This window comes from Neobacillus sp. NPDC097160 (assembly GCF_044762155.1).
Classification (GTDB): domain Bacteria; phylum Bacillota; class Bacilli; order Bacillales; family Cytobacillaceae; genus Neobacillus.
Map to the genome: position 1 here is coordinate 66890 of NZ_JBIWDU010000009.1, position 23206 is coordinate 90095.

The 23206-nt window shown below is 36.7% G+C and carries 25 protein-coding genes and 1 pseudogene; 14 read left to right on the forward strand and 12 right to left on the reverse strand.

The annotated features are described in order from the left end of the window. Window positions 1-51 precede the first annotated feature (51 nt). Window positions 52-882: a DegV family protein gene (locus ACIQXV_RS14225; RefSeq protein ID WP_402959865.1), complete on the reverse strand. Its 831-nt coding sequence runs from the start codon at window positions 880-882 to the stop codon at window positions 52-54. Between the two features lie 842 nt (window positions 883-1724). On the opposite strand from ACIQXV_RS14225, the gene rlmD reads away from it, so the two are divergent. Beyond that, window positions 1725-3095: a 23S rRNA (uracil(1939)-C(5))-methyltransferase RlmD gene (gene rlmD / locus ACIQXV_RS14230; RefSeq protein WP_402959867.1), complete on the forward strand. Its 1371-nt coding sequence runs from the start codon at window positions 1725-1727 to the stop codon at window positions 3093-3095. Window positions 3096-3336: 241 nt separating this feature from the next. Further along, the gene (locus tag ACIQXV_RS14235) at window positions 3337-4320 is read left to right on the forward strand and encodes a tRNA dihydrouridine synthase (protein WP_402959869.1); all 984 of its coding nucleotides are present in this window, start codon (window positions 3337-3339) and stop codon (window positions 4318-4320) included. Window positions 4321-4596: 276 nt separating this feature from the next. Here the strand turns inward: ACIQXV_RS14235 and ACIQXV_RS14240 are convergent, their stop codons facing one another. Both ACIQXV_RS14240 and ACIQXV_RS14245 read right to left on the reverse strand, forming a co-directional pair. Then, window positions 4597-5730, reverse strand: a complete 1134-nt coding sequence (locus ACIQXV_RS14240; protein ID WP_402959871.1) for a recombinase family protein — start codon at window positions 5728-5730, stop codon at window positions 4597-4599. 31 nt (window positions 5731-5761) lie between these two features. Continuing rightward, window positions 5762-5965: a recombinase family protein gene (locus ACIQXV_RS14245; RefSeq protein WP_402959873.1), complete on the reverse strand. Its 204-nt coding sequence runs from the start codon at window positions 5963-5965 to the stop codon at window positions 5762-5764. Window positions 5966-6827: 862 nt separating this feature from the next. Between ACIQXV_RS14245 and ACIQXV_RS14250 the strand changes: the two genes are divergently transcribed. The 3 genes from ACIQXV_RS14250 (at window position 6828) to ACIQXV_RS14260 (ending at window position 8104) form a co-directional block, all read left to right on the forward strand. Then, window positions 6828-6974 (forward strand): hypothetical protein, encoded by a 147-nt coding sequence (locus ACIQXV_RS14250; protein ID WP_402959875.1) that lies wholly within the window; start codon window positions 6828-6830, stop codon window positions 6972-6974. 204 nt (window positions 6975-7178) lie between these two features. Next, window positions 7179-7391, forward strand: a complete 213-nt coding sequence (locus tag ACIQXV_RS14255) for a hypothetical protein (protein ID WP_402959877.1) — start codon at window positions 7179-7181, stop codon at window positions 7389-7391. Window positions 7392-7840: 449 nt separating this feature from the next. After that, window positions 7841-8104 carry a hypothetical protein gene (locus ACIQXV_RS14260; RefSeq protein WP_026566627.1) on the forward strand — a complete coding sequence of 88 codons (264 nt, stop codon included), beginning with the start codon at window positions 7841-7843 and terminating at the stop codon, window positions 8102-8104. A gap of 58 nt (window positions 8105-8162) precedes the next feature. Here ACIQXV_RS14260 and ACIQXV_RS14265 read toward each other — a convergent pair whose 3' ends face one another. The 3 genes from ACIQXV_RS14265 to hxlA all read right to left on the reverse strand — a co-directional run bounded on the left by ACIQXV_RS14265 (window position 8163) and on the right by hxlA (window position 10196). Continuing rightward, complete coding sequence (locus ACIQXV_RS14265; RefSeq protein ID WP_402959880.1) at window positions 8163-8882, reverse strand: 3-ketoacyl-ACP reductase; 720 nt, start codon at window positions 8880-8882, stop codon at window positions 8163-8165. A gap of 115 nt (window positions 8883-8997) precedes the next feature. Beyond that, entirely contained in the window at window positions 8998-9555 is a 558-nt protein-coding gene (hxlB, locus tag ACIQXV_RS14270) for a 6-phospho-3-hexuloisomerase (RefSeq protein WP_402959882.1), read from the reverse strand. 8 nt (window positions 9556-9563) lie between these two features. After that, window positions 9564-10196, reverse strand: coding sequence for a 3-hexulose-6-phosphate synthase (hxlA, locus tag ACIQXV_RS14275; RefSeq protein ID WP_133370872.1), 633 nt, complete (start codon window positions 10194-10196; stop codon window positions 9564-9566). Between the two features lie 317 nt (window positions 10197-10513). On the opposite strand from hxlA, the pseudogene ACIQXV_RS14280 reads away from it, so the two are divergent. Next, window positions 10514-10621, forward strand: a pseudogene (locus tag ACIQXV_RS14280) (hypothetical protein); the annotation flags it as partial. A gap of 95 nt (window positions 10622-10716) precedes the next feature. Further along, on the forward strand, window positions 10717-11385 hold the full coding sequence (gene rpiA / locus ACIQXV_RS14285) for a ribose-5-phosphate isomerase RpiA (RefSeq protein ID WP_402959885.1): 669 nt from the start codon (window positions 10717-10719) through the stop codon (window positions 11383-11385). Between the two features lie 40 nt (window positions 11386-11425). Here rpiA and ACIQXV_RS14290 read toward each other — a convergent pair whose 3' ends face one another. Continuing rightward, a complete protein-coding gene (locus ACIQXV_RS14290; RefSeq protein WP_402959887.1) occupies window positions 11426-12418 on the reverse strand; it encodes an NADPH:quinone oxidoreductase family protein in 993 nt (330 codons plus the stop codon). A 148-nt stretch (window positions 12419-12566) separates the two neighbouring features. Here ACIQXV_RS14290 and hxlR point away from each other — a divergent pair, with 148 nt between their 5' ends. Then, window positions 12567-12932 carry a transcriptional activator HxlR gene (gene hxlR, locus ACIQXV_RS14295; protein WP_026566634.1) on the forward strand — a complete coding sequence of 122 codons (366 nt, stop codon included), beginning with the start codon at window positions 12567-12569 and terminating at the stop codon, window positions 12930-12932. 61 nt (window positions 12933-12993) lie between these two features. Here hxlR and ACIQXV_RS14300 read toward each other — a convergent pair whose 3' ends face one another. From ACIQXV_RS14300 to ACIQXV_RS14310, 3 genes are read right to left on the reverse strand one after another with little or no spacing between them, the layout of a single operon-like run. Further along, entirely contained in the window at window positions 12994-14085 is a 1092-nt protein-coding gene (locus ACIQXV_RS14300) for a Ger(x)C family spore germination protein (RefSeq protein WP_402959889.1), read from the reverse strand. Then, window positions 14082-15203, reverse strand: a complete 1122-nt coding sequence (locus ACIQXV_RS14305; protein WP_402959890.1) for a GerAB/ArcD/ProY family transporter — start codon at window positions 15201-15203, stop codon at window positions 14082-14084. Before ACIQXV_RS14305 ends, ACIQXV_RS14300 begins: the two co-directional genes overlap by 4 nt. Before the next feature lie 7 nt (window positions 15204-15210). Next, window positions 15211-16692: a spore germination protein gene (locus ACIQXV_RS14310; RefSeq protein WP_402959891.1), complete on the reverse strand. Its 1482-nt coding sequence runs from the start codon at window positions 16690-16692 to the stop codon at window positions 15211-15213. A 244-nt stretch (window positions 16693-16936) separates the two neighbouring features. On the opposite strand from ACIQXV_RS14310, the gene ACIQXV_RS14315 reads away from it, so the two are divergent. The 5 genes from ACIQXV_RS14315 to ACIQXV_RS14335 all read left to right on the forward strand — a co-directional run bounded on the left by ACIQXV_RS14315 (window position 16937) and on the right by ACIQXV_RS14335 (window position 20349). Continuing rightward, the gene (locus ACIQXV_RS14315; RefSeq protein ID WP_402959892.1) at window positions 16937-17800 is read left to right on the forward strand and encodes a carbon-nitrogen hydrolase family protein; all 864 of its coding nucleotides are present in this window, start codon (window positions 16937-16939) and stop codon (window positions 17798-17800) included. A gap of 31 nt (window positions 17801-17831) precedes the next feature. Then, entirely contained in the window at window positions 17832-18503 is a 672-nt protein-coding gene (locus ACIQXV_RS14320) for a GNAT family N-acetyltransferase (RefSeq protein WP_402959893.1), read from the forward strand. An 18-nt stretch (window positions 18504-18521) separates the two neighbouring features. Next, the gene (locus ACIQXV_RS14325) at window positions 18522-19193 is read left to right on the forward strand and encodes a GNAT family N-acetyltransferase (RefSeq protein ID WP_402959894.1); all 672 of its coding nucleotides are present in this window, start codon (window positions 18522-18524) and stop codon (window positions 19191-19193) included. 368 nt (window positions 19194-19561) lie between these two features. After that, complete coding sequence (locus tag ACIQXV_RS14330; protein WP_402959895.1) at window positions 19562-19996, forward strand: hypothetical protein; 435 nt, start codon at window positions 19562-19564, stop codon at window positions 19994-19996. Then, window positions 19984-20349 carry a hypothetical protein gene (locus tag ACIQXV_RS14335; protein WP_402960035.1) on the forward strand — a complete coding sequence of 122 codons (366 nt, stop codon included), beginning with the start codon at window positions 19984-19986 and terminating at the stop codon, window positions 20347-20349. Before ACIQXV_RS14330 ends, ACIQXV_RS14335 begins: the two co-directional genes overlap by 13 nt. 514 nt (window positions 20350-20863) lie before the next feature. Here ACIQXV_RS14335 and ACIQXV_RS14340 read toward each other — a convergent pair. Continuing rightward, on the reverse strand, window positions 20864-21502 hold the full coding sequence (locus ACIQXV_RS14340; RefSeq protein WP_402959896.1) for a LysR substrate-binding domain-containing protein: 639 nt from the start codon (window positions 21500-21502) through the stop codon (window positions 20864-20866). On the opposite strand from ACIQXV_RS14340, the gene ACIQXV_RS14345 reads away from it, so the two are divergent. Then, window positions 21485-22486 carry an MFS transporter gene (locus ACIQXV_RS14345; protein WP_402959897.1) on the forward strand — a complete coding sequence of 334 codons (1002 nt, stop codon included), beginning with the start codon at window positions 21485-21487 and terminating at the stop codon, window positions 22484-22486. The two genes, ACIQXV_RS14340 and ACIQXV_RS14345, sit on opposite strands and share 18 nt — an antisense overlap. Window positions 22487-22847: 361 nt before the next feature. On the opposite strand, the gene ACIQXV_RS14350 is transcribed toward ACIQXV_RS14345, so the two are convergent. After that, a complete protein-coding gene (locus ACIQXV_RS14350) occupies window positions 22848-23015 on the reverse strand; it encodes a hypothetical protein (protein WP_402959898.1) in 168 nt (55 codons plus the stop codon). Window positions 23016-23206: the final 191 nt, after the last annotated feature.

The window sequence follows — 23206 nt, forward strand, 5'->3', positions numbered from 1 at the left end:
CCGCGAGAATCCAATCGACAAAATGGGGTTCGCAACAGACAGACACGTCAATCAGAAAGAAATGATCATTCCGTCTTTACCGGCATACGTTCCCATTGTAGCGCCCATATAACTAATAATTACTGCTTTTGGGTGAAACTGCTTGATCAGCTCTTGTTTGATGGCCTCGGCATCTTCTACATTTCCTGTGTGTGTGATCCCAAATGTCAGGTTAGAAAAATCTGTTCCTCTTTCCTGAATGATTTCTAGAACTCTCTTTTGAAACTTCTTTTTCCCGCGTATTTTCTCAAGAATTTCTACTTTCCCTCCGGTGACTCTTTCTAAAATCACCTTGATATTGAGAATTTTGGCAAGTGATCCTTGAAATTTACTTAATCGTCCGCCTTTTACGATATTTTCTAATGTGTCTAAAAGGACAAGGATATTCATTTTATCCCGATAAGCGATTAACTCTTTGACGATTTCTTCTATTGTATGTCCCTGACCGGCAAGTTCAGCAGCACGGATAATCTGGAGACCATGTCCTAATGAGCCTGCTAAAGTATCAAATACTGTAACCTTTACATTAGATAATTCTTTTCCGATGCATGCTGATTGATAGGTACCACTAAGCCCTGATGAGATGGTAAGGCAGAGAATTTCCGTGTCCGGACCACCATATTTGGTAAACGCCTCTGCAAATGAGGCGGGGGAGGGTTGGGATGTCTTCGGCAGGGCATCTGTAGAAAACATTTTCGTAAAAAATTCTTTTGGTGTAAGATCAACTTTTTCTAAATAATCGTGTTCCCCAATCGTGACTATCAAAGGGACCATCGTGATATCATATTGCTCTATAAATTCCGCAGGCAGATCAGCTGAACTGTCTGTAATGATTTTTATCATTGCCATTTCCACCTCTAGTTTTTATAACAGTATAATTAAGTATAACAGTTCTGGATTTTTATCGCAGAAAAGACCTCTGGTTGAGATCTCTTCTTATAGTATAAGAAGTATAAGAAATTAAATAATTATTATGATACGTAAAAAGAAAAGCAGACCTAAAGGAACATTTTTCCTTTAAATCTGCCTTTTTTTTATTTTTGTTTAAAGTATTCCATAAAAGCATGGAAAATTTCAATGCCCTGGTAGGTGAGCATTCCCGCCGCTGATAACGAAAAGAATCCAATAAGAACAAAACGAATCCACATATTATTTCCTCCCTTATTAATGATTTTTCTTAAGATTCGGGAGGGAGGATTAAATAGTTCGATTGATGGAATTTGGGTATGAGAAAAATCTGATTTCTGTTAAGCTTAAAAAACCAAAAAATGGGTGGAATGACAACTGTTAAAATGATGAAGGAAAACAGGAATAATACTTGCAGGTCAAATAATTGTTTTTTCTCATCGTCCAACTGTGACTTCACCTTTGAATCATCTAAGTGGATGATTCCTTTGATTTCAGAATGTGAGTGCGGAATAAAGTTCGAAAAGTGTAAAAAGTTGAATGCAAGGAAGGCAAGTAGCAAGGGAATGGAAAGGGTCTTTATAATCTTTATCGGTATCCACTCCTTCCAATGAGATTGTTTTAATCATATACACTTTTATTATATTTGAAAACAAAAATATTCTGACAATTTTTTTAATTTTTTTTGAAAAAGGGCTCTGGCAGCATGGCAGATTTCGCAATTAACCTGTCATTGTGTTACAATCTTAGCTAGTCAAAATGAGTAAAGGAAGAAACGGATGAGCAGACCATTACCAGTAAATAAAAATGAGTATATAGATGTTGTCTTTGAAGATTTAACCCATGATGGGGCAGGAGTAGCGAAGGTGGATGGTTATCCGCTGTTTGTCTCAAACGGCCTGCCTGGCGAGAAAGCAAAAGTTAAGGTGATTAAGACCGGCAAAGGCTATGGGATTGGCCGCCTGATCGAGCTTTATGAGAAAAGCCCATACCGAGTAGACATTGCTAGCAGCGAGCGGCATAAATTCGGCGGCTGCCAGCTCGAGCATATTAGCTATGAAGGTCAGTTGAAGTACAAAGAGAATCAGGTTCGGCAAGTCCTCACTCGAATCGGTAAATTAGAGGATGTAGTTGTTCATCCGATTTTAGGCATGGACAATCCATGGCATTATCGGAACAAGGCCCAGGTACCTGTAGGCGAAAAGGATGGTAAATTGATCGCCGGATTTTTTAAACCGAGGAGCCATGAAATTGTCGATACAAATGAGAGCTTGATTCAGCTGCCGGAAGTTAATGAAGCGGTACAAACTGTAAAGTCGATATGCAGCGAACTTTCCATACCCGCTTATCATGAAGAGACGCATAAAGGTGTTCTTAGACACATCATGGCACGGTATGGTCAGCAGACGGGCGAGCTTATGGTGGTGATCATTACAAGAACAGCAGATCTTCCTCAGAAAAATAGATTGGTTGAGGAAATTATTGCGCGGCTGCCGAAAGTAAAGTCGATTGTTCATAATGTGAATTCGAAGCGGACCAACGTGATTATGGGGGAAAAAACGACCGTCCTGTGGGGAATTGAAGTCATCTATGACTACATTGGCGACGTGCAGTTTGCAATTTCCGCGCTGTCGTTTTATCAAGTCAATCCTGTGCAGACAAAGGTTTTATATGATAAGGCGCTTGAATATGCGGGACTAAGCGGTGAAGAATCAGTGATCGATGCGTATTGCGGCATTGGAACCATCTCTTTATTTTTAGCACAAAAGGCACGCAAGGTTTTCGGTGTAGAAGTGGTCCCAGAGGCGATTGAGGATGCAAAGCGGAATGCAGAATTGAACGGTATTACGAATGCGGAATTTGCAACTGGTGAAGCGGAGGTCGTGATTCCGAAGTGGTATAAAGAAGGAAACAATGCCGATGTTTTAATGGTTGACCCGCCGCGCAAAGGCTGTGACGAAGCCCTCCTGCAAACGATTATTGAAATGAAACCAAAGAAGGTTGTGTATGTTTCCTGTAACCCGGCGACATTGGCACGGGATTTGCGGATTCTAGAAGATGGCGGCTACAAAACCGTGGAAGTGCAGCCAGTGGATATGTTTCCGATGACGACACATTGTGAAGCGGTCGCGCGGTTGGAGTTGGTATAATAGAAAAGCAGTTGATATAGAAAAAATCTATACCATCTGCTTTTTTGTTTATAAAAATACCATTCAGGACCGATTTTCGTTAAAATAAACATTGCCTTATTTTCACAATAGTTTTTCACAAATTATAAATGTCCAAATGTACTTGTGTTTGAAAATAAGTTATTAAGCATGATATAAGTGTAAAAGAAGTGGAACATTTGGCTTTATATTTTTTGACCGAGAGTTTGAAGTTGTATCCATAGTGAGAGGATTTGAGTTTGAAATGATAGATAATTTTTGGCGTGATTTACCACGACCATTTTTTGTACTTGCACCAATGGAAGATGTGACAGATGTTGTTTTTCGTCACGTAGTAAGTGAAGCCGGTCGACCGGATGTATTTTTCACAGAGTTTACAAACTCGGATAGCTATTGTCATCCAGAGGGCATGAAAAGTGTACGTGGCCGTTTGCTTTTTACAGAAGATGAACAGCCAATGGTGGCACATATTTGGGGGGATAATCCCGAATATTTCCGTCAAATGAGTATTGGCATGGCAGAGCTAGGATTTAAAGGCATCGATATTAATATGGGCTGCCCTGTACCGAATGTGGCATCGAGAGGGAAGGGTAGTGGCCTTATTCTGCGTCCAGACGTTGCGGCAGAACTTATTCAAGCAGCAAAAGCGGGCGGACTGCCTGTCAGCGTGAAAACACGACTTGGCGATAAGGAGGTTCTGGAGTGGGAGGAGTGGCTAACGCATATTTTAAAACAGGATATAGCGAACCTTTCTATTCATTTACGTACAAGAAAGGAAATGAGCCAAGTAGATGCGCATTGGGAGCTAATTCCGGAAATCAAAAAATTACGTGACCGTATCGCACCAAATACGCTGCTAACAATCAATGGGGACATTCCTGACCGTCAAACTGGGCTGCAGCTTGCTGAACAATATGGTATTGATGGCGTTATGATCGGGCGAGGTATTTTTAAAAATCCTTTTGCTTTTGAAAAAGAGCCAAAAGAGCATAGCAGTAAAGAATACCTTGATCTTTTAAGACTGCAGCTTGATCTTCAAGATCAATATGCAGAAGCACTGCCACGTTCAATCACAGGGCTTCATCGCTTTTTCAAAATTTATGTCAAAGGATTCCGTGGAGCTGGTGAATTAAGAAATCAATTGATGAACACGAAATCAACAGATGAAGTGCGTGCATTGCTTGATAACTTTGGAAAAGAATGTTGATGGGACGAGGACAGTGAAATGATGTAACACTCAAAAAGTTAGAGAAAAAATGAATCACATCAACTCATGTGTACTTATTTTATTCAGTTTCAAGTTCCTTTGCAGCCGGCAACTTTTGTTTTGATAAAGTCTGTTTTCTGAAAGAAAAAGGTCTTAAGAATGTAATAAACCCACCAGCATCCTTGTATTGCCACATACATTCCACACACGTTGAGTGCGTCTCGCAGATAGTTTTAAAAGAAGCAGCAGACCCCAAATAGGGGATTCTGCTGCGTTTTAGTCAGGTATGGAAGCCGAAAAACGATAGTGGATGAAAGGTGTTCTATCATCCTTTACTTCAATACGATTTATAAAGCGGTGCAAAATCTCGGGTGTTAATTCATCGAAATTTAGAAATTGAAGTAATTCTTGTTTTAACTTCTCAATGCTATCCGCCGTTTGTTCACTTTCCATCGCTGTTAAAAGATTGTTCTTCTTTTCCACTAACTCGTTAATTTCCGTATTATTAGCTTCTATATTTTCACGGTATTCCTCTTGAGTAATTATCTCTTCGGCTAACATATTGATATACTTTCTTTTTCGACCCTTTATGATCTCGAGTTTCTTGTCTAATTTCTCAAGTCGTTTTTGAATGTTTTGCTTCGATTTTTTTGATTGAGCTTCTAATTTATTTAAATATTGCTTCTTGTCAATTTGTTTCACTAACTTCTGGATGTCAGTTAGGACTGTATCTTTCAGTAAGTTCTCTTTAATAAGATGATTACTGCAAGCTTTTTTACCATGACGTGCATAACTCCCACAAATATAGCCTTCACGATTACTCCTGTACCACATTCCTGTACCGCAGTCTTTGCAAAAAAGAATGTTGGTAAATAGGTGCTTCTTAGGTGCTGTAATATACTTTGTTCTAATCTTCATTTGTTGCTGAACGGCATCAAACATATCACGTGGGATTATTGCTATATGAGCATCTCTAACAATTATTTGTTTTTCTGACTCAACTTTTTTTCTCTTCTTACTTGTCACACTTACTGTAGTTGAACGATTCTGTACTAAGTCACCTACGTAGTGAGGGTTGGTAAGAATAAGTCTAATTGTCGAATCATTCCATTTATCACTTGCGTTCTTTTTGCCAGCTACGTCATCAGGTGTAGGGATGCCTTCATTGTATAATCGCTTTGCGATACTATCACGACCACTTCCAGACAAGTACTCTTGGGAAATTCTTCTAACGATGTTTGGTGTATTGTCATCTTTAATAACAAGTTTGCCTTCTTGAACTTCATATCCGTAGGGGGCATTAGAACCTTTGTAAAGCCCTTTTTTTGCACGGGTGCGCAAGGTTTCTTTAACACGGTTACTTGTATTTTGAGACTCTTGTTCATACATCCAAGCGTATAAACCAACCATATTAGTGTTTCCTGCTAAAGTATTAATGGCATTATCTAGCGTGATAAGCTAAGATGATATCGTACTTTTTCTCTTGAGCATCTTGTATCATCTTTTGAAGGTTTTTCCTCTTTGCAGTAGTTCCCGTTTGGACATCCACATAAAAATCGTATATGTCCCATCCTTGCTCCATAACGTATCTGTAAAACAGTTCTTTCTGATACTTTAATGAAGCTTTTTGTTCTTCTTTATCCATAGACGTTCATATTACCGCCTATCTAAAAATAATAAAGAACATATTACCGCCAATTAGCTTGAGCAGTGTTATATAGCTTTTTAGAGAAGAAATCTTTGTTATTATTTTTTAAATAAGTTGGGTCATAGTCAATCATACATTCCTTTGTTTGGCTGTTTCAAGCAATGTATTTATGTATATCTATGTATTATCAGTACTCAAGTGACTACAGCCATTGAAATATATCAACTCGACAATGCCATTACACCAAATAACAAATAGTGTACCAAAGAATGACAGATGATTTATCACAGCATTTTTCTGGTGTAAAAGATATAAAACCATAGTTTTGATAATCAAAATTGTTATAAAATTTAGATTGACTTTCAATAAAATAGGTCTTCTGCAAACGTGCTAAACAAATTCTTGAATTGCGTAGTAGACTCATACTGCGCAGCAACAAATTTTAAGTTTGTACTATTACTGCTAGTGTGCATTTATAACAATGATATCGAAAAAAGAAGATTGCTTCAAAGGTACCATATACAACCATGGTACTTTTCTTTTTCAGGGGAATAATTCCATATTTATGAATAATTAGAACAATAAATTGTTATTTTCTGTTATCATTTTAGTATGAAGATTAATGTCAGTCCGTTAGTTTCAGAACCTATTAAAAAAAGTATCATGAGTAAATTTCCATTGCTAATACGATCAACGTTAGAGAACATATTCGAAATCTTCTTTAAGGCTGGAATCCGTCGATTAACAAAGTGGAGCGAGCGTCAAAATATGGATATTCATTAGAAGGACATCAAATATGGTAAACGCTTACACAAAGGCATCTGCTTGCGTAAAGAATAAGATATGAGGAGGTGATATAATGGTTACATGTGAAAACTGTCAAAAATCGTTGTCTGGCGGCGACTTAACTCTTCCTTGGGAAGACGGAGATAATGCTTATGCATACGTCACATGCCGGCACTGTGGACATGAGAATATTAAATACGGTTTTGGCGAAGATGATTAATTATTCTACATAGTTGATAATTGCAAATTTTACCCTGAACAAGAAAATCCAGGGGGAAAGTCCCCTTGGTCCCGCTAGAGATGTGATTAATGGTTTCGAGATTATAAACGTAGAAGATAGTTTGATAGTGTTCGCAATATTTACAATTTAATTTAAGCCTGAAAAGAGGCTTTGCTTGGATGAAATGAATTTGGAGGACTAATTATGGGGAAGAGAACTATTGCAACAAATTTTGATGTTAGTAAAGATGCAACTGGAGGTTTAGTTAACCTCAATTATACTTGCCCCTACTGTCATTATGAGAACTATGAACTGATATTCATTGGTGCTGCCAACATGGACAAACTTGATAATGATTTTGAAACAGACCAAGTGTGTAAAATCTGTGGAAGAGATGTAATAATTGAATGTCGATAGTTTATATACCATTCAATAAAAGTGGGCACTTAAAATTCTAATTTGCGGTGAGTATCATGAACTTGTTCCCTAGTGCGCCTATTCAGGTGGACATGTTCCCAAGAACTGCAAAATGGTAGACTCATTTACTGTTGAACTCCCTAAGAAAGAATAAACTCACCAGAAATCTCTTGTGTTGTCACATACACTCAACGGATATGGTATGTGGGAACAAAGTCAACACCTAACCTAATTTTAATGTTATGAAAATTTAGGGGAAGTTTGAAATGATTTCTGATTCTTATTTCGTTTACCCACTACTGCACAGTACAACGATACTATTCAATAGAATAAAAGATATTCTATCGAACATTTGAAAAGCCCTCATATTCTTTAAATTTGAGGAGTAAAGATTTATTTAACATATTATGTGGGAAAACTATCCTATACTGACTTTGAGGAGTGAGAGGATGTTCGTGAAAGGGAACATTATTGCAGGTGAATTTGATTCGACTATCAATGAATTTTCCTTACAGAAAGTTAAGAATTTCGAAACAGAGTCGGTCCTTAATGAAGACCAGTTAAATAATATTTATCATTATTTAAAAAAACATCAGCATGAAGAGGATGGACAAATTATTACTTTATACGATCAAATGCTTGTACGCTTAGCACAGAATGAAGTTAACCAGTTAATTGTTGATTTAGAGAAAGTAATGTCCTTGTATCACTGATACATATAGAGTATTTTGTACGAACTAAAGAAGCAGACCCCACTGGATCTGCTTCGTTTTATGATGGATTTGTTGACCATAATCCAGCTGTTTTAACGAATACTCTTGGATTAAATTTTAAACTAGCCACGACTAATTCTGCAAGGTCTTCTGGGTGCATCACGTTTTCTTCATTGCCTTTAACAAGATTTGTATCAATGGCTAAATCTGTAACGACCGTACTTGGTGTTAAAGCAGTAACACGGACATTATGTTTTCTTACTTCTAGCATAAGTGATTCTGTTAGCCCTAAAACAGCGAATTTAGAAGCACTGTAAGCACTTGTAACAGGAGCACCTTTTTGGCCAGCAGATGAAGAGATATTGATGATATCTCCTGATTTTCTTTCGATCATTCCTGGTAATACTGCTCTTGTTACATTATACACACCCATTAAATTGACTTGGATGATTTTTTCCCATTCTTCTGGTGTTAGATCAAGGAACCCACCAAATTTAGCAACACCAGCATTGTTGATTAGGATATCAATTGGGCCTAAGTCTGATTTGATATGTTCAACAGCATGGGTAACGGATTCAAGATCGGTCACATCTGCTGTTGCTGCAGAAACCTTTACATCAAATTGTGCTAGTTCAGCAGAAACCTTTTCTAGATTAGACATATTTAAGCCGATTAGGCCTAAATGAACGCCTTCTTTTGCTAAGGCGATAGCAGTAGCACGTCCAATGCCTCTTCCTGCGCCAGTAACTATTGCAGTTTTTCCATTTAAAGAAATCATTTTATCACTCCTAAAATTATTACAAATTGAAGTAGTTCATTCTAACAGAAAGACCGCAATCTTGCATGGAAACAGCTTGCGGTCTTTCCTATTTAGAACTCGAGGAATAATATATTTATTCTAAGTTCGCGTGTCTACCGTACATTTTATTGGTATCCAAACCTTTTTTCTCCATGAACCGAAGAATCACAGCGTCGTAAAATAGTAAAAGTGTTTGCTCAAATAATGAGCCCATTGGTTGAATCGTCTTAAAATCACTCTCCGACTGATCTTTAGGTGAGCCAGGCAACTTAATTGTGATATCCGCTAATTGTCCAATAGTGGACTCAGGGAAAATGGTTACAGCTGCAATCGTCCCACCGATGCTTTTTGCCTTCTCAGCCATGGAAACTAAACCTTTCGTTTCTCCTGAACCTGATCCAATGATTAAGATGTCATCTTTTTCAAAGTTAGGGGTTACTGTTTCGCCAATCACATAGGCATCTATCCCCATGTGCATCATTCGCATGGCGAATGATTTGGCCATAAATCCAGATCTACCTGCGCCTGCAACAAAGATTTTTTTTGATTCAAGAATCCCATTAACTAATTTTTCAGCTTCATCATTCGAAATTAAATCTAGGGAGCGATTTAACTCTTTTATGATTTCAGCTAGGTATTGAGTTGTATTCATGATCTGAATTACCCTTGATTAATCATTTGTTGCATTTTGGCAGCAGCAGCTTTTTTATCAGCTTGTCCAGTAATCCCGCCACCTACAATGACAAGGTCTGGTTGTACTTTGATGACTTCTGGAAGTGTGTCTAACTTAATACCACCTGCGATTGCAGTTTTAGCATTTTTTACAACACCTTTGATGGTTTGTAAATCTTCAAAAGAGTTCTTTCCAACTGCTTGAAGATCGTAGCCAGTATGAACACAAATATAATCAACGCCCATAGCGTCTACTTCTTTTGCACGTCCAGCAAGGTCTTTTACAGCAATCATATCAACAAGGATTTTTTTACCTTGTTTTTTCGCTTCTTCAACAGCACCTTTGATTGACATATCTTCAGCAGTTCCAAGAATTGTGACGATATCTGCACCTGCTTCAGAAGCTTTCATTACTTCATAACCAGCTGCATCCATGATTTTTAGGTCTGCTAATACCTTTAAGTTAGGGAATGCTTTTTTAACTGCTTTTACAGCATGAAGACCTTCATTGATTACAACCGGTGTACCGATTTCAACGATATCAATATGTTCCTCTACTTCTTTTACCAGCTCAATTGCTTCTGGGATATTGACTAAATCTAATGCTAATTGTAATTCCATCTATATTCACTCCTATAATTATTTTATTGTTGTAAAGTGATAATGTCTCCAAAGGGTAATAAACTTTTACAGTAATATTATCCTTATAGTGCATTATCTGTACCTGCCAGCAATAAGGGATATCATGTCCTCTCGCTGAACAATTACAAGTATACAACGTATGATTTAAAATTGAAAGTACGCACTTTTATTTTACATAGTGTTAAAAAGTATACTATGAAAAAATCCGCTTATTTACTATTATTTTAGTGATAACAAGGCAATGTGAAATTTCGCATTTCTTCAATTCTGTATAAGTTTGTTATGGCCAGGGAGAGGATACAGTTGGGGTTGAAGAGAGAGCTGGTTATTATGATCAAGCTGGTGCTATTCGCGACATGTTTCAAGATCATATGCTGCAAATGTTAATTGGTTTAGGAAAAAATGGATTAAGGGTAAAATTCAAAGTATAAAAATGAAATCCGTATTTCTAGCCAATATTAATGAAGTAATGTGAAAAAATATTACGGTAGGTGCAAAAATGGATGAAAAACAAATAGTCGGTGAAAAAGCAGCAGAGTTTGTTAAAGATGGCATGGTTGTGGGGCTTGGTACGGGTTCGACAGTTTTTTATACCATACAAAAGCTTGGTCAGCTAGTGAAGGAAGGCCTTTTCATTAAAGGTATTCCAACTTCTGTTCAAACGGAAGAATTGGCTAAAGAATTAGGCATTCCACTTACTAGCTTTAGTGAAATAGAAAGTATAGATATTGCTATTGATGGAGCAGATGAAGTCAATTCAGAATTAGAACTGATCAAAGGTGGTGGCGGCGCACTTTTAAGAGAGAAAATCATAGCGAGAGCAGCTAAAATATTTATTGTTGTAGCAGATTCATCTAAAAGGGTAGAGAAATTAGGTGCGTTTCGATTGCCTGTAGAAGTTATTCCGTTCGGTTATGAAATGACAGAAAAACATATTAGAGCCATTGGTTTAGTCCCGGAAATTCGATTAAACGGTGGAACTCCGTTTATTACTGATAATGGGAACTATATTTTTGACTGCCAAATTCCTGAGCACGTTCAGCCTGAAATGTTAGAACGAATGCTTAACATGATACCGGGAGTCGTTGAAAATGGGTTGTTTGTTGGAATGACTGACTTGGTGATCACTTTAGATCAAGAAAAAAATGTTGTCATGTTAAGAAGGTAAGAACATAAGAGAGAGACTTTGAGTCCCTCTCTTATGTTTTTTATATCTTTACAATGATTCTACCTCTTGCTTGGCCTTTTAAAATAGTAGGCAAGTTTTCAGGTAATTCTTCAAGTGTAATTTCTTTCTGTATAATTTCAGAAAGAGTAGAAGGTTTTAAATCGGTTGCCATGCGATTCCATAGTTCTTGCCGAACATCCATTGGACAATAAACAGAATCAATACCGAGAAGGTTTATGCCACGTAAAATAAACGGAAACACTGTGGTAGGAACGCTTCCTCCACCAGTTAAACCACTGACCGCAACAGAACCATTGTATTGGATTTTACTTAAGATGGATGCAAGTGTCTCTCCTCCGACTGGATCAACCGCTGCAGCCCAATTTTGTTTATCAAGAGTTTTTATTTTACCATTAAAGACATCTTCACGAGAGATAATCTCTTTTGCACCGAGCTTATGTAAAAAAGTATGCTCAGAATTTTTACCCGTACTAGCGACAACTTCATATCCTCTTTTTGAAAGCATGGAAACAGCTAAACTTCCTACCCCACCAGTAGCTCCAGTGACAAGGACTTTGCCCTTTTCTGGCGATAAACCGTTATCTTCTAACCTTTGAATGGAGAGGGCTGCAGTAATACCTGCTGTCCCCAAAATCATTGATTCCATCAACGTTAAATTTTCAGGTAAAGGGACAATCCAATCACCAGGAATGCGGGCATATTCACTATAACCACCATAATGGGATACCCCAATTTCATAGCTTGTTGCTATGATCTCATCTCCTTCGCGGAAGCGTGGATCTTGAGACGATACGACTACACCTGCTAAATCAATACCTGGAATAAAGGGATAGGTTGTGACGATTTTTCCATTCGGAATACTAGCTAAACCGTCTTTATAGTTAATCGCTGAATAAGAAACCTTGATTAAAACATCACCTTGAGGTAACTCATTTAAGGTAATATTTTTGACTTGAACAGAAAAATCGTTTTCATTTTTATCTACCATCAATGCTTTAAATTGTTCCATCATTCTTTAACTCCTTTCTTGAACAGCAGAATAGAATTATATATTCACTGCTAATATATAATGTATGGAAGGATATTACAAGTACATACTTTTATTTTATATAGTGAAAAAAGTATACTGTGGGTTATAATAAATATGGAGGTGAAGTGAAATGTCACGAATGCAGGATAAGATGTTTAATTGTGAAAAAGAATTAACTCTTTCCGTTATCGGTGGTAAATGGAAGATGCTTATACTATGGCATCTAGGAAAAGAGGGAACGAAGCGATTTGGTGAACTGAAAGCTCTTATGCCAGGGATCACGCAGAGAATGCTAGTTAATCAATTGCGAGAACTGGAAGAAGACTTGATTGTAAAACGCAAAGTCTATCCCGTGGTTCCTCCAAAAGTAGAATACTCCCTTACTGAACAAGGAAGAAGCTTGATGCCGATTCTCGATGCTATGTATAACTGGGGGAAAGATTATATGGAAACTGCTGGGTTGAATCCTTTAGTAAGACAAGAGTCGATTAGGTAAATTTTAACTGGTAATCTAAGGTTGACTCCGGCCAAGGGGGTCAACCTCTTTTCATGATAATTTAATAATTATTTTTAGTATTTTGTAATGCCTCAAAATAAAGCTGATAATTAACTTTTATTTTCATTTTTCCCCAAGCGGCTAACCATACCTTTTCGCTGATGGGTTTGGAAAAGGGGCTAAGGGTGTGTGTCCCGATTTGAAGAGGATCCACCTTCAGCTCTTGCATTTTTTTTATGAGGCCCGTAGTTTTCATTTCTAATTCAGTTTCAATTTCCTTATGAAGCTGCATCAGTTCATTTCCGTTGAGGATATTTTTATTACCTTGATATTCCTCAATTCTTCCATTTAGTTTCACGTTTATTGTAACTAGGGAAAGATTTTTATCCAAATCCACATTTACTCTTGAGCGTAGATGTCCAATAACCACATCTAATTTGGTTATTGGGAAAAACTTCAAATAGTGATCATTGTCAAGAAGTTGAAATATTTGATCTTCGGTATTTGTGACCATTTCTATTAATTTATCATTGCTAAAAAAAGCAGTCCCCTCGTAAGTAAAGTTATCTTTCGCTACTTTGAAAACAGGAAGAACGGGATCTGAAAATGGTGAAAACAGCTTATTTTTATATTCATGCAAATTGACAATGGTCATTTCACCTTGTTTTTTCCTCTCATAGTGTCTTAGCATCCGATACAGGTAATAATCAAGGTTTTCTTGCTTCTTTGCTTGTCTGTTAATATATTCGTCAAAATTACCTTTAACGATGACTAAATACATTCGTTGCGAAATATCATAGTCTGTCAATAGAGTGTTAATCAACTGAATAATCCCTTGTTTCGCTAATTCCTCATGAATTAAAAACAAACGGAGTTGTCCAACCTTCAATTCACGATAATATCTTAAATTAAAGTCTTTTCCTCCCTGTTTAAGGAGATCAACATCTAGTGTTAATAAGCTTTTTGGCTCATTTACTAATGGAGGGACTAATGTACTCATTTTTATTTTTCCTTTTTCGCCTTTACTAATTGACCAAAAAGTGACAGGGGCAATATCTTCAATTGTATTGTTCTCAACATATGGGGCACATCCTGGAATCATGACTAATGAAACAAAGATTCCCCAAACTAAAAGCATTTTCTTTCGTCTCATGCTTTTACACGCCCTTTTAGCTTTGTCAATAGGAGCAAGAATGTTGGGACGATAAAGTAAGTTATTCCACTTAACCAAATTTGAATATTCAGGAGAATATTCTGTTTGGTTTCAATAGACCAAATCCAATTATTCACAATTACAAAGCAGAGAAATAACATAATACAAGTGACAGCAAAACCCATACGTGAAGGTTGGGTACTTGTTTTTTTTAGGATGATTCTTGTAGCCCCATATATACATAACAAGAAAATTGATAAAGCAAACACCAATAAAAACATATGTAGTGAAATCAGGATAATATCCAGTCGTTCAAACATGGGAGATTGTAAGTATCGAATCATATGAATAATAGGGTATTTACTTTTACTTAAATAATTTGAACCGAAAAAGAATAAACTCGCAATAAACAATAGCAAATACTCTGAAGTAGAAAGAGCATTCGCATAGGTTAAATATTTACTCATTTTTTGTTGTGGTTTGATCCAAGGAATTAAACAGATTAAATACTCTGGTCCTGAATATGAAGACCAAATGAGTAACAATCCTTTCCATGAATCAGTTGTCCAATTTGTTGGTATCAAGGGATACAAATCATGTAATGCAGCGATTGGTGGAATAAAAAAGGGAAAATATAAAAAAATTATCCAAAAAACACATAAAAAAACAATTACCACAAACCGTATGGTATTTTTCATTCCTAGTGAAGCAACATAGGAGCTCGTAAGAAGAATGAAAAAAATAATCCAATTTGAATTCATTGATGGGAAAATAAAATCATGAATGACTTCTAAGTATCCGAGTGTGATCACCGTTATTTTGATTAGTATCAATATAAGGCCTATAAAAGTTAAAAGCATTACCATTCGAACACCAAAAAGCTCTACAAAACCTTGATATCCCTTTTTAGCATAATTTGATTCTAGCCATTTGCATAACAGCCTTATATTGAGTTGGGAAAAGATTGCCATTGCAACAATGCCCCAAATCATAAACGGGTGTAATAAGTAGGTAGGCATTAAAAGAAATAGGTAAAGCATTTGGAAACGGTTGACGATGAAAAAGGCATAGATTCCGTCAAATTTAGATGATTTATCAAATAAGGAAAATGTGGTCAACTTTGAATCACATCCTTCGTTTGTATCTCCATTTCTGTAAAGGGTGTAAATGATCCGGACGGGATTTCATGTTTATTAAAGGCCCTCTAATAAAGAGATCGATCCAGTCCTTCCAGTAAAATGGAGCGATTGGTGAAAAATAGGGTTGTTTTAAGGAAGTAAGACCATTTAGATGTGCCAAAATGGCAATTGCTCCCATGGCAATGCCAAAAACACCAAAAAAGGATGAAAGGAGAAGAAAACCAAATTGAATGAGTGTATTTGCCTTCGTCATCAAATAGTTTGGTACTAAAAATGAGGAGATGGTTGAAATACAAACTAATACAATTAATACTTTGCTCGCAAAACCCGCTTGAACCGCTGCTTGACCGATAACTATACCACCAATCACCCCTAAGGTTTGACTTGATTTGGTCGGCATCCGTAAACTCGCTTCTTTTATGATTTCAAGAATAGTTAACATCACTATTGCTTCCCAAAATGGTGTAAAAGGTAGTTTACTTCTAGATTCCACTATAACAAATAGTATTTGTAAGGGAATCATTTGATAATGGTGGGTTGTTAGTGCAACATAAAATGGTATCAGTGTGACGGACAGAAAAAAGCTTAAATATCGAATAAGTCTTAAAAAACTTGCAACCGGCCAACGATTAATATAATCCTCAGGTGATTGGAAAAGGTGAAAAAAGGTGATTGGTGCAATTAATACAAACGGTGTGTTCTCTACCAAGATAGTTAATTTACCGAGCCCTAAGGAATAAGCACAAACATCTGGGCGGTCAGTTTGTTGGAATTGTGGAAAAATACTGTGATGATGTTCCTCCATAAATGCCGCTACCTGGGATGAATCGAAAAATAAATCAAAGTTAATTTCAGAGATTTTCTTTCTTGCTATTGATATATATTCAGGATTGGTTAACCCGTCTATGTACATTAGGACAACCGTTGTTTCACTTAATGAACCTACTTTATATTTCTCTGTTTTTAATTCAGTAATAGGAAGTCTTCTGCGTATGAGGGTGATATTTGGTTCTAATTGTTCAGTGAAACTATCTTTTGCACCGTATAAAATTGTTTCTGTTTCAGAGGTTTCAATCCCCCTACTTAATTCGTTAGGAAGAGGAATGACCAACCATTGTTCTTGGATACAATCATTCAGAAGTACAGCACCGGTGAGGAGTAATTTCTGTGCCTCTTCAAGTAATTGGATCTTCATTACATTAGGTGTGGCTATGCTTTCGTAAATCATGGCATGTGGACATTGGATAACAGGTTCTATTATCGATTCATTCAAACGATCCTGGTCAATTAAGGTTCTTAAATAGATAAAGACAACTTTTTGATCGTTAAGTGTAGTGCGTTCGATTATCTCTACATCGTCCATATTGTCTAAAACCTGTTTTAGAGAGTCTAGTGATATCTTCCTTTGCACAGGTTGTTGTGTGTCACTACTATCATTAGCAATGCTTTTACCCTTTTTCCAAAACATAAAAATCCCTCACTGATATAAGCTGCCATTTTTTCACTTTAGAAAAAGTGTAATGGTAATTCTTCCTTTTAGTATGTAAAAGAAAAGATTATTTTATCCAAATAAAATAAGGTATGGGAAACTATATAAATTTTACAGTATATTTTTTTACACTATGTAATGAAAAAGTGCGTACTTGTTCAAATTTTTCATTTCGCTAATAATAGGATTAAATGATTATGACAAATAGAAAGTAGGGGATTGTATGCAAATGAGAGTATCAGCCGTTCAGTATTATCTTCATACCATTAGCTCTTTTAAAGAGTTTGCAGACCAGGTGGAGCATTATATAAAAACAGCAGAAGAATTCGGATCCGATTTTATCATCTTCCCTGAATTTTTCACTACTCAACTTATGTCCATTGGCAACGATAAAGGGGAAGCATTAACCATCCAAGAATTACCTGATTATACCGATCAGTACCGGTCGTTATTTATCGAACTTGCCAAACAATATAAGATGCACATTATAGGTGGAACACATGTGACCCGTAAGAATGATCGCCTTTATAACGTTGCTCATATGTTTTACCCGGATGGAAGAGTGGTGGAACAAGCGAAACTTCATATAACTCCAACAGAGGTACATGAGTGGAATATGAGTCCCGGAGACGGTCTGGAAGTTTTCGAGACTGAAAAAGGGAAAATTGCTATGTTAACGTGCTATGACATTGAATTTCCGGAAATCGTTCGTATGGCAAAGGCAAAAGGAGCAGATGTCATTTTCTGTCCATCATGTACAGACGATCGCCACGGCTTTCACCGTGTTCGTTACACAAGTCATGCAAGAGCCATCGAAAATCAAGTCTATGTTGTCACAACTGGTACGGTCGGTGCGCTGCCAACCGTTGATTTCATGCGTGCCAATTTTGGCCAGGCAGTTGTCATCACACCAAATGACATTCCATTCCCGCCAAAAGGGATTTTGGTAGAAGGTGAGATTAATCAGGATATGATCGTTACAGCAGACTTGAATTTAGAGCTATTATATCAAGTTCGTGAAAAAGGATCGGTGACCACATGGCGTGACCGACGTACAGATCTTTACCCAGATTGGGAAACAAAATAAGCTGATTTATCAATGAAATGGGGGACTCCTCATGTATCGAAAAGAATTTTTCGTTTTTGACCAAGACAAACCTGTTCCAGTTGTCATCCGAAATTATGAAAAGAAGGACTTTCCTGACTTAATTCGTATTCAACAGGAAAGCTTTCCTCCTCCATTTCCATCTGAATTATGGTGGGATGAAGAGCAACTAAATAATCATGTGACTCTTTTTCCACAGGGAGCTTTATGTATCGAAGTGGATGGTGAAATAGCTGGGTCTATGACTGGACTTCTTGTCGAATTTGATCCTCAACATCCAGAACATTCCTGGGAAGAAATAACGGATAATGGCTATATCCGGAACCACAACCCTAAAGGGAATACCTTTTACGTTGTCGATATAGGTGTCCGTCCATCTTTTCGAAAGTTAGGTTTAGGCAAGTGGTTGATGTTTTCTATGTATGATGTTGTTGTTCATTTGGGGTTGGAAAGACTGCTTGGTGGGGGTAGGATGCCAGGTTATCACAAACATGCGAATGAAAAGTCACCTGAACAATATATAGATGCTGTGGTAAAAGGGGAGCTGAAGGATCCAGTTATCACTTTTCTCCTCCGTTGCGGCCGTACACCAGTAAAAGTAGTAGCAAATTATTTAGAGGATGAAGAATCGTATAATTATGGCACGCTAATGGAATGGAAAAATCCGTTTTCCCATTCAAAATAAAGAAAAGGAGATGATCCAATGGAATATAGTAGAATTACCAATATCAACGATCCGTTATTTAAACAAATGCATCAATTAATGCAAGATGTGTTCCCCCCAGAAGAAGTACTAGAATTTGATCTTTGGAAAGAACCGTTAGAAGATCCAGGTATCCGTGTTTTTGTCGCTGTTCATGAAGGAAAAGTAGTGGGCGCAACTGAGTACCGTTATTATGAAGACTTTAATGTAGCAATGACGGATTTTACAATTATTGGCCAAGCAGGCTTGGGCATCGGTCCATTTTTAGCGAATATAAGACTAGAAGACCTGAATGAATTAGCAGCAGCGAATGGGAAGAAACTGATGGGTATGTTTGCTGAAATCTATGACCCATATCGTGTAGAGCATTATGAATTTGGCGGTGTTAAGCCGATGGATCCTTATGTTCGTCGTGAAGTGCTGGCACACCTTGGATACAAACGTCTGGATTCTCCATATGTTCACCCGTCCTGGAACAATGATGGAGAAGCTGTAACTGGTCTAGACCTATGTTTCCTCCCAATGGATGGAGAAAGGAATGAACTGCAAACAGACTTAATAGTGAAATTTTTGAAACGCTATTATACCGTCTTATCAAATAAACCAGAGACTTGGTATTCAATGATTGAAAACTTAGAAGCTAAAGAAAAAGTGGCATTATTATATTTTTAATGATTGAAAAAGCTTGCTGATTAAGTCGCAGTTTAGACTAAAGTCGGCAAGCTTTTTTTGTAAAAAGAGAGAAATATGAAAAAGTTCATTTTTAATAAAAATGTGAACAAAGACCAGTTTTGTCACGTCTAATTCCTTTAGAGGGTTCGTTATCTATATCGGACAATTTAAAAGTGAGAGAGGTAAAAAATGAAAAAATATTTGGATCTGCCCCTTAGGATTGTTCTCATGATTTCAAGAATCCTTTTTGTTTTTGCACACCTACATTAATAGGAATAGGGAAAACACTAACGATTAACTTTAAGCCGTTTTGGAAATTTATTGAGATTAATATTCAAAAATTGACTCAAATTAGGGATCCTCAATTCATGGGCTTATTTGAACAAATGAATATGGCTGAAAGCTATCGTTATTCGATGACCATTGTATTTGCATCCTTAATGGTGGTTATTATTGTTGGTATGCTGGGAGCGTTAATGGTGCAAATGGCACCCCAAAAAATAGGGAAACTGTTCAGGAAAGTGACGGATTTTTTTGAGTCCGTTCCGGATTTACTTGTCATTTTTCTCTTTATGTTTTTCGTGATCACACTCTATAAAACAACTGGACTGAAATTTTTGCAGCTATATGGCATCTTTGGTCATAAGCCCTATTTTGTGCCTATTGTAACCATCTTTTTCCTCCCAACCCTGTTTTTTATGCAATTTCTAATTAAGACCCTAGAGGGGAAGAGTATAGGGACTATGTTTTATACCGCAAGGCTAAAGCAATTAGGAAAAGTAGAATCTTTATTGTACATATGATTCGTAACATCTTTCCACTATTTATCATTCAGCTGAGAACAAGTATTTGGATTATTCTCTCGAATCTTTATCTTTTGGAGTTCATGTTTAACATCAATGGCTTCACGAAAACTTTTCCAATCGCAATGGGAATGGGAGAGTTTTTATTACTAGTCATATGTCTACTTCTGTTTACATTGCCTCTTTTGTTAATAGAAGCCTTGAGCCTATTGGTGCTAACTTTTTTTAAAGGGAAGAATAGTGTTAGTTTAGGAAGAGAATATGATAATTTCTTCGATTTATTAAGGAATGAAGAAGTTTCTGCTAGTGATTATAAAGATTATCAGAACAGGATTATATTAATTACTACTTGAATAAATCATCTTTCAATAATGCTTTGGATTTACGGAATAGGTATAGTCATGGTACACAGCCAAGTGGAGATGACAGTGAAGATATTCATGAGCTTAATTATATGATTTTTCTAAGAATGTTTATATAGATCATTATTAAAATTAATGATGATTTTTGCATATATACAGAGAATAAATTTAAAGCCCCAAATTAGCGGTGTTAATAAAGCAGCAAGGTAAACTCACCAACATCTTATTGTGTTGCCACATACACTCCGCACACGTTGAATGCGTGTCGCAGATAGTTTTAAAAGAAGAAGCAGGTTCCCGATAAGGGATTACCTGCTTCTATTCAATTGGGGGAGCCGAGAATCGGTCGTGAATTAAGGCTGCCTTCAACATTAACTTTGATCTGGTCAATCAGTCAATGGCAAATTTCAGTTGTTGATTCATCGAGGTTTAAAAAGCTGAGAAGTTGACTGGGCTTTTTTACATGTCAGAAGAGAGGAAAAAACATAAGATTTATTTTTTATGTTCATTCCTTTGCCATACCTATAGCCCTTTTCTCCACAAATTCCTTAAAATTTATTACGGCAGGAGACATATATCCATTCAATCTCCATACCATTTGGATTACTCGAAAGCATTTTGGTGACTGTACGCGGACCATTGAAATTTTACTTTCGTCGAGATTAGGGATGTACGGTACAATTGCAACGCCCAGATTGGCCCCTACTAGGTCAGAGACTGTCCTCTCCTCATATCCTTCAAAAACCTTCCTTGGGTGGAATCCTGCTTCATTGCAGAGATTTTCTATTAAATCATGAAGGGCTGTTTGAGGTTTGAAAAAGATAAACGGCTCGTCCGCAACTTCACTTAAATTAACTCGCTCTGTTCCTGCCAGCCTGTGAGCAACAGGAACAATTAGGAATAATTCTTCGGTCAAGACTGGAATGGAACACAGATCATCCTGGGGTTCCAGCGGTGAACAGAAGCCAATGTCAATGTTAGCAGCATGTATTTCCTTTAAAATTTTACTTGAAATATTTTGAGATAATTGAAATTGAATGTTGGGAAATTCTTTTTGAAAATCACTGATTAAATCAGGTACAAAACTTGAGCCAAGCGTTTGGATAAATGCGAGTGAAATCGTCCCATGGTTGGGATCGACCATATCACGGTTAAACCAAAACTATGGACTAAGGATTTCATAAATATCACTACTATCAGCTTTTTTATCTTTTTAGCATTTTATATCCAATTAACAGCACTTCCAATACAATTAACGAAAGAATTTGGCGGGGGTGCAGATCAGGCTGGTTTATTATTAACCTTATTTTTAATTGCGGCTATTATTATTCGGCCATTTGCTGGGAAGTGGGTAAGTGGAGGATCACAAAAGAAAATATTGATTTATTCTGCAGCAGCATTTTTTATTGCCACACTATTTTATCCATTTGTATCAAATATTTGGATATTATTTATCCTGAGGATACTTCATGGAATTACTTTTGGGATTATAACCACTGTAAAAGGAACAATCAGTGCTGAAATCATCCCAGATTCAAGACGTGGGGAGGGACTGAGCTGGTTCTCATTAGCAATGGGACTAGCGATGGTTATTGGGCCAGTTATAGGTCTTAACTTAGCTAACATTGGAGCATACAACACAGCATACATTATTTGTATTGTCATTTCAGCATTTAATATCTTTCTATCAATGGTTATTCATGTTCCAGAACAAGGGAAGCAAGAAAAAGTTTCTAAAACAAGTAAAAGATTTGATCTTAATGATTTGATTGATAAAAAAGCTGCACCATTTGCCCTTGTAGTATTTATTTTAGCAGGTGCAATCATTGGAATTGGGTATGGCTCTGTTACACCAATACTTCAAACACAGGTTATTAGTTCTGTTGAAAAACATCGTGTCGGAATCGCCAATTCGTTGTACTTCAATTCAATGGATTTAGGAATGGCTATTGGTGCATTTGTGCTGGGAATTGCTGTAAATTCATTCGGTTATGGCAGTGTCTTTATCTTTGGAATTGCTCTTATTATCGTAGGAGGCATAGCCTACTTCGCTTTAGCAAGCGGGAAGGAAAAAGAGCCTCGCCATGCCGTTGGATTAAAGTCTGTCAATGATATTGAAATTAAATAAAAGTTATATAATTAGTCATCTTAAACATAACTCGTTTTAAAGAAAGGCAACTAACCCTTTGTTGAGGGGCTTCCTTTTTTATATGATTTGAACCTCTGTCGACATTTCCAAATGAAGTTGCTGAATAATAGAAGTGAACTGTATAAGATTTTTGAAGAATTAATCTTTCAAGAAAAAACGGAGTGTTCGCATAATAAAAGCAAAAGAAATTCTAAATTAATTGTTGGTCAGTCCCTAATTTTTAGTCATGAATTATTAGTAGATATTCAAATCTTAATCTATTTAATTTAGACCCAACTTTGATTGTTTTTCAATGCGGAGTCTATCTTTTTTTGGAGGTTTATTGGCTTTATTATTTTGGCTATTTTTGTTTCATTAACTTTATCACCTGCTCCTTAGGGCTCCAGCAATTAAATTTATGGTTCGTTTTTGTTTCATAGCCTAATCGGCTGCAATAATATCTCATTCCTTCTGCTTTTTTCTCTACTTTAAAATGCTGGCATGTCGCACAGCAATGGAAATCTTTCATCAATATATGCCCCTTTTTCTCAATCCATTTATCTTACAATCTTGATTTTTATTTTAACACAAATATCCAATCCTCTTTATCGAAATAATCGAAATAGCCTTCGGTGCTGTAATTATTGTATTTTATCTTAATTTTTCTTTTAATGAACCATCATTACGGATGTGAACCAATGCGAACATGATATTAAAATA